Annotated in this window: 6 protein-coding genes, 1 pseudogene and 1 riboswitch; of the genes and pseudogenes, 2 read left to right on the top strand and 5 right to left on the bottom strand. The window is 32.1% G+C overall.

Annotation, left to right across the window (positions count from 1 at the left end):
* Nucleotides 1–208, top strand: a pseudogene (locus tag CD129_RS05145) (hypothetical protein); the annotation flags it as partial.
* Nucleotides 209–328: 120 nt separating this feature from the next.
* On the opposite strand, the gene CD129_RS05140 reads toward CD129_RS05145, so the two are convergent.
* Complete coding sequence (locus CD129_RS05140) at nt 329–1,159, bottom strand: lipoate--protein ligase family protein (RefSeq protein ID WP_078356568.1); 831 nt, start codon at nt 1,157–1,159, stop codon at nt 329–331.
* Between the two features lie 120 nt (nt 1,160–1,279).
* Between CD129_RS05140 and CD129_RS05135 the strand changes: the two genes are divergently transcribed.
* Complete coding sequence (locus CD129_RS05135; RefSeq protein WP_078356567.1) at nt 1,280–1,660, top strand: rhodanese-like domain-containing protein; 381 nt, start codon at nt 1,280–1,282, stop codon at nt 1,658–1,660.
* 39 nt (nt 1,661–1,699) lie between these two features.
* On the opposite strand, the gene gcvPB is transcribed toward CD129_RS05135, so the two are convergent.
* From gcvPB to CD129_RS05115, 4 genes are all read right to left on the bottom strand, one after another.
* Nucleotides 1,700–3,175 carry an aminomethyl-transferring glycine dehydrogenase subunit GcvPB gene (gcvPB, locus tag CD129_RS05130; protein ID WP_115337400.1) on the bottom strand — a complete coding sequence of 492 codons (1,476 nt, stop codon included), beginning with the start codon at nt 3,173–3,175 and terminating at the stop codon, nt 1,700–1,702.
* Nucleotides 3,168–4,511: an aminomethyl-transferring glycine dehydrogenase subunit GcvPA gene (gene gcvPA / locus CD129_RS05125; protein WP_115337399.1), complete on the bottom strand. Its 1,344-nt coding sequence runs from the start codon at nt 4,509–4,511 to the stop codon at nt 3,168–3,170. Before gcvPA ends, gcvPB begins: the two co-directional genes overlap by 8 nt.
* Nucleotides 4,512–4,522: 11 nt before the next feature.
* Nucleotides 4,523–5,611, bottom strand: coding sequence for a glycine cleavage system aminomethyltransferase GcvT (gcvT, locus tag CD129_RS05120; protein ID WP_107510165.1), 1,089 nt, complete (start codon nt 5,609–5,611; stop codon nt 4,523–4,525).
* Between the two features lie 80 nt (nt 5,612–5,691).
* Nucleotides 5,692–5,787, bottom strand: a riboswitch (glycine riboswitch).
* Nucleotides 5,788–5,803: 16 nt separating this feature from the next.
* A complete protein-coding gene (locus CD129_RS05115; RefSeq protein ID WP_078356563.1) occupies nt 5,804–6,292 on the bottom strand; it encodes a shikimate kinase in 489 nt (162 codons plus the stop codon).
* Between the last annotated feature and the right edge of the window lie 125 nt (nt 6,293–6,417).

The following is a 6,417-nucleotide window of genomic DNA, read 5'->3' as shown; positions in this document are numbered from 1 at the left end:
TTTAGGAGTTGATTCTATGTTAAATAAATGTACGGAAAACAAAACCTATATTAGAGAAATCCGTAGACATGTTTGGCAAGATGATTTAGACATAATCGAAGATTTAAGATTTATAGATACAATTAAAAAAGCATATAAATTAAGAAGTCAAACAGTAGAAAGACGATTTGGCGATGCAAAAGAACAGCCTAGATTAAACGCAGTTTAAGCTTAAATTTAATAAAACATACTTATTAAAACAAAAAACAAACTGAAAGAGACCTCTGTGGTCTCTTTTTTTACTATTCGACTAATGCGCAATGTAAGAATATGAATATTAATATGTCCTTTATTTTCTATACGTCCATTCTTCTGATTTATATTTTTCTTCTAATTGTTTAATCTCTGTTAGTTGTTCATCCGTAAAGTTCAAAGGCTTATATTCTATATCTAACCCTTTTTTAAATCCATCATGAAATGCTTGTTCCATTTCTTCAATAGTAATATGTCTGTCAGCTAAATCATTTATGGCCACTGCTTTATCCACGAATGCTGCTTTCATTTTATCTTTCAATCTATCATTTCTATATATGAACATATCAAATAATTCGTCTACATCTATATCTTGTAAAATAGATCCATGTTGTAAAATAACACCCTTTTGTCTCGTTTGAGCACTCCCTGCTATTTTTCTACCCTCTACTACAAGTTCATACCAACTTGGTGCATCAAAACAAACTGAACTCCGAGGTGTCTTTAATTTATCTCTTGCTTCTTTTGTCTTAGGAATAGAAAAATAAGCATCAAAGCCTAATGATTTAAATCCTTCTAATAATCCTTCTGATATTACTCTATATGCTTCTGTAACTGTTTTAGGCATATTTGGATGCGATTCTGGAACGATAACACTATATGTCAGTTCTTTGTCGTGTAAGACGCCTCTACCACCTGTTGCACGTCTAACAAGTCCATAACCTTTTTCTTTAACTTTCTCAATATCTATTTCTTTAGTTAGTTTTTGAAAATACCCTATAGATAATGTTGCAGGGTTCCATGTATAAAACCTGATTACAGGGTCTATTTCTCCTCTGCTTACGAAGTTCATGAGTGCTTCATCTACTGCCATATTATAGTATGGATCATTTGATTTTGTGTTTATAAAGTGCCAAGTTTCTTTCACAATTAAAAACTCCTATTCAATTAATTCTATATACTTGTCTATTTTAGCAAAAAAATTTTGATAAATCTCACAAGAAATCTTATAATAGTAGTATCGACTTGAATTGGGAGGAATTAGACCATGAATTATTGGTACATCGCGCTCATAGTCCTAGTCTTGATTATCATTTATATGGCAATTAACTATTCATTGAATAAGCGCGCAGTTAAAGAATTAGATCAAAATGAGTTTCACAAGGGTTTAAGGAAGGCACAAGTTATCGACTTACGTGAAAAGGCTGATTTTGAATATGGTCATATCATCGGGGCAAGAAACATACCAATGAGTGTCTTTCGTACAAGATACCAAGGGTTACGTAAAGACCAACCTATTTATTTTTGTGATGCAAATGGTGTAGCAAGTTCCAGAGCTGCAAGAATGATGAAGAAAAAAGGTTATACAGACTTGTACATGCTTAAAGGCGGATATAAAAAATGGACTGGGAAAGTTAAGTCTAAATAATAAAAAAGGATGAATTCTAATTGAATTCATCCTTTTTTATTAATTTTTTTCTTCTTTTAGCAACTCAAATTTTAAAACAGGTTTTCTAGCTGCTTGTGTTTCATCTAAACGTCCTATAACAGTAGTATGTGGTGCATCTAAGACTGTTTCTGGATTCTCTTCCGCTTCTTTTGCAATTTGTATTAAAGTATCACAAAAAGCATCTAAAGTTTCTTTTGATTCAGTTTCTGTTGGTTCTATCATCATACATTCTTCCACATTTATTGGGAAGTAGATTGTAGGTGGATGGAAATTGAAATCTAATAGTCGTTTTGCAATATCCAATGTTCTTACACCAAGTTTTTTCTGTCTAGAACCACTTATTACAAATTCATGTTTACAATGTTGCGTATATGGCGTATCGAAATGATCTTGTAATCTTCTCAACATGTAATTCGCATTTAGAACTGCTGTTTCAGAAACAGCTTTTAATCCATCTGGCCCCATCGTTCTAATGTAAGTGTAGGCTCTTAAGTAAATGCCAAAATTACCGAAGAATGGCTTAACTCGACCAATAGAATTTGGCATATCATGTTCGAATTTGTAAGAATCATTTTCTTTCACAACTGTTGGTTTAGGTAAATATGGTATTAAATCTGATTTAACGGCAACAGGTCCAGATCCAGGTCCACCGCCACCATGTGGTCCAGTAAACGTTTTGTGTAAGTTTAAATGTACTGCATCAAACCCCATGTCTCCTGGTCTTACTTTACTCATTATGGCATTTAGATTTGCACCATCATAATATAGTTTACCACCAGCTTGATGGACGATTTCTCTAATTTCTACAATATCTTCTTCAAATAAACCTAATGTATTTGGATTTGTTAACATAATTGCAGCAGTGTCATCACCTACTACTCGTTTTAAATCTTCTATATCTACTAACCCTTTTTCATTTGATTTAACTGTAACAGTATCAAATCCTGCTACTTTAGCTGATGCTGGATTCGTACCATGTGCAGAATCTGGAACGATTACTTTAGTTCTATTAAAATCATTATTTGCTTCGTGAAATGCTTTAATCATTAATAGCGCAGTCCATTCACCATGAGCTCCGGCTGCAGGTTGTAATGTTACTTCATCCATTCCAGTAATTTCTTTTAAATGTTCTTGTAAGTCGTATATTATTTCTAGTGATCCTTGTACTGTTGATACATCTTGTAATGGATGTGCATTAGCAAATCCAGACATTCTTGCTACTTTTTCATTTATTTTAGGGTTGTATTTCATAGTACATGAACCTAAAGGATAGAAACCTGTATCTACACCATGATTTTTATTCGACAATTCTGTATAGTGTCGCATTAAATCTAATTCACTAACCTCTGGCAACTCGGCTTTTTGTTTTCTAGTAAATTTATCTCCTAGTATTTCTTGAACATTTTGTGTTTCAACTTCTTTTTCTGGTAATGAATATGCAAATCTATCTTTTCTAGATCTTTCAAAAATTAATTCACTTGATGGTTTACGCACTATATTCACCTACTTTTTGGATAAATGTATCAATATCATCTTTAGTTCTTAGTTCAGTTACGGCAATTAGCATGTGATTTTTAAAGTCGCCATTCATAAATCCTAAATCAAAACCACCTATTATACCTTCTTCTAATAAATCTTTATTGATGTCACTAATAGATTTATTAAATTTAACAACAAATTCATTAAATGAAATACTTTCTAGTACTTCAAAGCCTGCTTCTTGCATTTTACGTTTCATATACGTCGTATTTTCCATATTTAGTTTTGCCATTTCATATACACCATTTTTACCTAATGCACTCATGCATACAGATGCAGCCAATGCATTCAATGCTTGGTTAGAACAAATATTTGAAGTAGCTTTATCTCTTCTTATATGTTGTTCACGAGCTTGTAGTGTTAACACAAAGCCTCTATTACCATCTTCATCTTGTGTTTGACCAACTAAACGACCTGGTAGTTTTCGCATTAATTTCTTAGTAGATGCAAAATAACCACAATGTGGGCCACCGTATTGGGCTGGAATACCGAATACTTGAGCATCCCCAACGACGATATCTGCTCCAAATTCTCCAGGAGGTGTAATTAAACCTAGAGCTAATGGATTACTAGAAACGATAAACAATGCCTTCTTATCTTCAATCAATTGTTTAATTGCTTCTAAATCTTCTAATGAACCAAAGAAGTTCGGATATTGAACACAAACAGCTGCAGTATCATCATCGATAACTTCTTTTAATTTATCCAAATCAGTTACTGTGCCGTCTAAGTCAACTTCGACAACTTCAATATCTTGGGCTTTAGTATATGTTTTAAGCACTTCTATAGACTGGTAATGTACTGACTTAGATACAATTACTTTTTTCTTTTTTGTGTGTCCTGCAGCAAGTACTGCAGCTTCAGCAAAAGCAGTACCTCCATCATACATTGACGAATTTGCTACATCCATTCCTGTTAATTCACATATTAATGTTTGGAATTCAAATATAGCTTGTAATTCACCTTGAGAAATTTCAGGTTGATATGGTGTATATGCAGTATAAAATTCAGAACGAGAGATGACATGATCTACTACAGTCGGTATATAGTGATCATAAACACCTGCTCCTAAAAATGATGCATGTGTTTCACTCGTAATATTCTTATTAGCAATTTGTGATAATTCTCTTAATAATGTAGTTTCTGATTTTTTCTCTTTAATATTCAGTGTTTTATTAAATCTTACAGATTCAGGTATATCAGTAAACAATTCATCTACAGATTTAATACCTATGAAATCTAACATTTCTGATTTATCTTTTTCAGTTAAAGGTATATAGCGGTGACCCATTTTATTCACTCCTATGATTTAAATGATGATTTTTTTACAATTTTAGCTTTTACTTGTCTTTTTCTTACTTGAATTAAAATGTCTTTACCTAGTTCAAACGCTTCTTTCTTGATTAATCCCATTGCTATTGCTTTTCCAGTTGATGGCGATTGAGTGCCTGATGTGACATATCCAATTTCATTACTATCAGCATCTAAAATTTTATAATCCGTTCTAGGTATGCCTTTATCAATCATTTCAATACCAATTGATTTTCTTTCTGCACCATTTTCTTTCTGGTCTTTAAGTACAGACTTACCAATAAAATCTGCCTCAATTAACGGTTTGACTGCAAATCCAATACCTGCTTCATAAGGTGTGATTTGTTCAGATAAGTCTTGACCATGTAGCGGTAGAGCAGCTTCTAATCTTAGTGTATCGCGAGCGCCTAAACCACAAGGCACGACGCCTTCACTTATGAAACCATCCCAAATTTCTTTAGTGTCTTCAGATTGACAATATACTTCAAAACCATCTTCACCTGTATAACCTGATTGTGACAAAATAACTTCTTTACCAAATAAACTAACTTTTTGTTGAAACTCAAACATTTTCATTTCACTTACATTTACATCTACTAATTTTTGAACTAAATCGCGAGCTTCTGGTCCTTGAATAGCTAATTGACCATATTCTGAAGATTTATTTTCAATGTTTACATTAAATCCTTCAATTTTTTGTAACCATTCAAAATCTATATCAGTATTACCAGCATTAACAACTAAGAAATAAACTGATTCATCCAATTTATATATAACTAAATCATCAACAACCCCACCTTTTTCGTTACAAAGTGTTGTATATTGTGCTTTCGTTTCATTTAAAATTGAAGAATCGTTTGTTAAAGCATATTGAACAAATTGATCTGCTTCTTCACCAGTAACAATAATTTCACCCATATGGCTAACATCAAAGATGCCAACTTTTGTTCTTACAGCATTATGTTCCTCTTTAATACTTGAAAATTGAACTGGTAATGCCCAACCAGAAAAATCAATAACTTTAGCACCTTGATCGATATATGTTTGATATAAAGGTGTTTTCTTTAATTCTGTAGTCATCATACCTCTCCCCTTCTAAATATGTATAATAAAAAAACAGGGTAGCTTTCGCTACCCTGTTGAAGTACTCTTCAGGAATGCGTCACAAAGTTATCCTTTTGCCTGAGAGATTCACTCAAAAATGGTTTGCTCCTTCGGCGATGAATATAACATTCACTCTCTCTAACTTTGATCATTCGCAATTATATATGCTTATAAAGATTCAATAATCTCACTTGCAACTACTTCTTCAGGTCTGCTTGCATCAATATGTTTGTATGCGATTTCATTATAACTTAATTCTCGTTTTGAATACAAGGTTTTTAATTCATTTAAAGATTTACCTCTTGCATTCGGTCTATTATTATCATGATTAATTCTATTAAATAGTATTTCAATATCACATTTTAACCAGAATGTATTCAAATTATCTTTCAAAATATCTTTCGAAAGTTCAGATTCTATAATACCACCACCAGTTGAAATAATAACATCTTTACCAATCCATTTTTGCAAAGCTTTATATTCTAAATCTCTAAAATATGCTTCACCAAAATTTTCAAATATTTGTGGAATTGGTAATTGTGTAATTTCAACGATATAAGTATCTATATCTACTAAAGGCCTGTCATAATGTTCACTTAACAATTTACCTATCGTTGTTTTGCCAACACCCATAAAACCAACTAACACTATCGACATTAAATCTACTCCTTAGTTGTTACATTTCAACTTAAACTTTATTCTATCTCATTATTCAGAAAATAAAAAGTCTAATATTATTTATTATTTAAAATTATTTTTATTTCTCGTTGATAGTACTGCTC

Origin of the sequence: Mammaliicoccus fleurettii (assembly GCF_003970575.1) — a bacterium.
Taxonomy (GTDB): Bacteria; Bacillota; Bacilli; order Staphylococcales; family Staphylococcaceae; genus Mammaliicoccus; species Mammaliicoccus fleurettii.
The sequence above is the reverse complement of the archived record's forward strand: the minus strand, read 5'-3'. Positions and strand labels throughout refer to the sequence as shown.

Excerpts from the sequence above, each read along its gene's own strand:
- gcvPA (WP_115337399.1), bottom strand. The coding sequence starts at position 4,511 with ATGGGTCACCGCTATATACCTTTAACTGAAAAAGATAAATCAGAAATG.
- CD129_RS05115 (WP_078356563.1), bottom strand. The coding sequence starts at position 6,292 with ATGTCGATAGTGTTAGTTGGTTTTATGGGTGTTGGCAAAACAACGATA.
- CD129_RS05135 (WP_078356567.1), top strand. The coding sequence starts at position 1,280 with ATGAATTATTGGTACATCGCGCTCATAGTCCTAGTCTTGATTATCATT.
- gcvT (WP_107510165.1), bottom strand. The coding sequence starts at position 5,611 with ATGACTACAGAATTAAAGAAAACACCTTTATATCAAACATATATCGAT.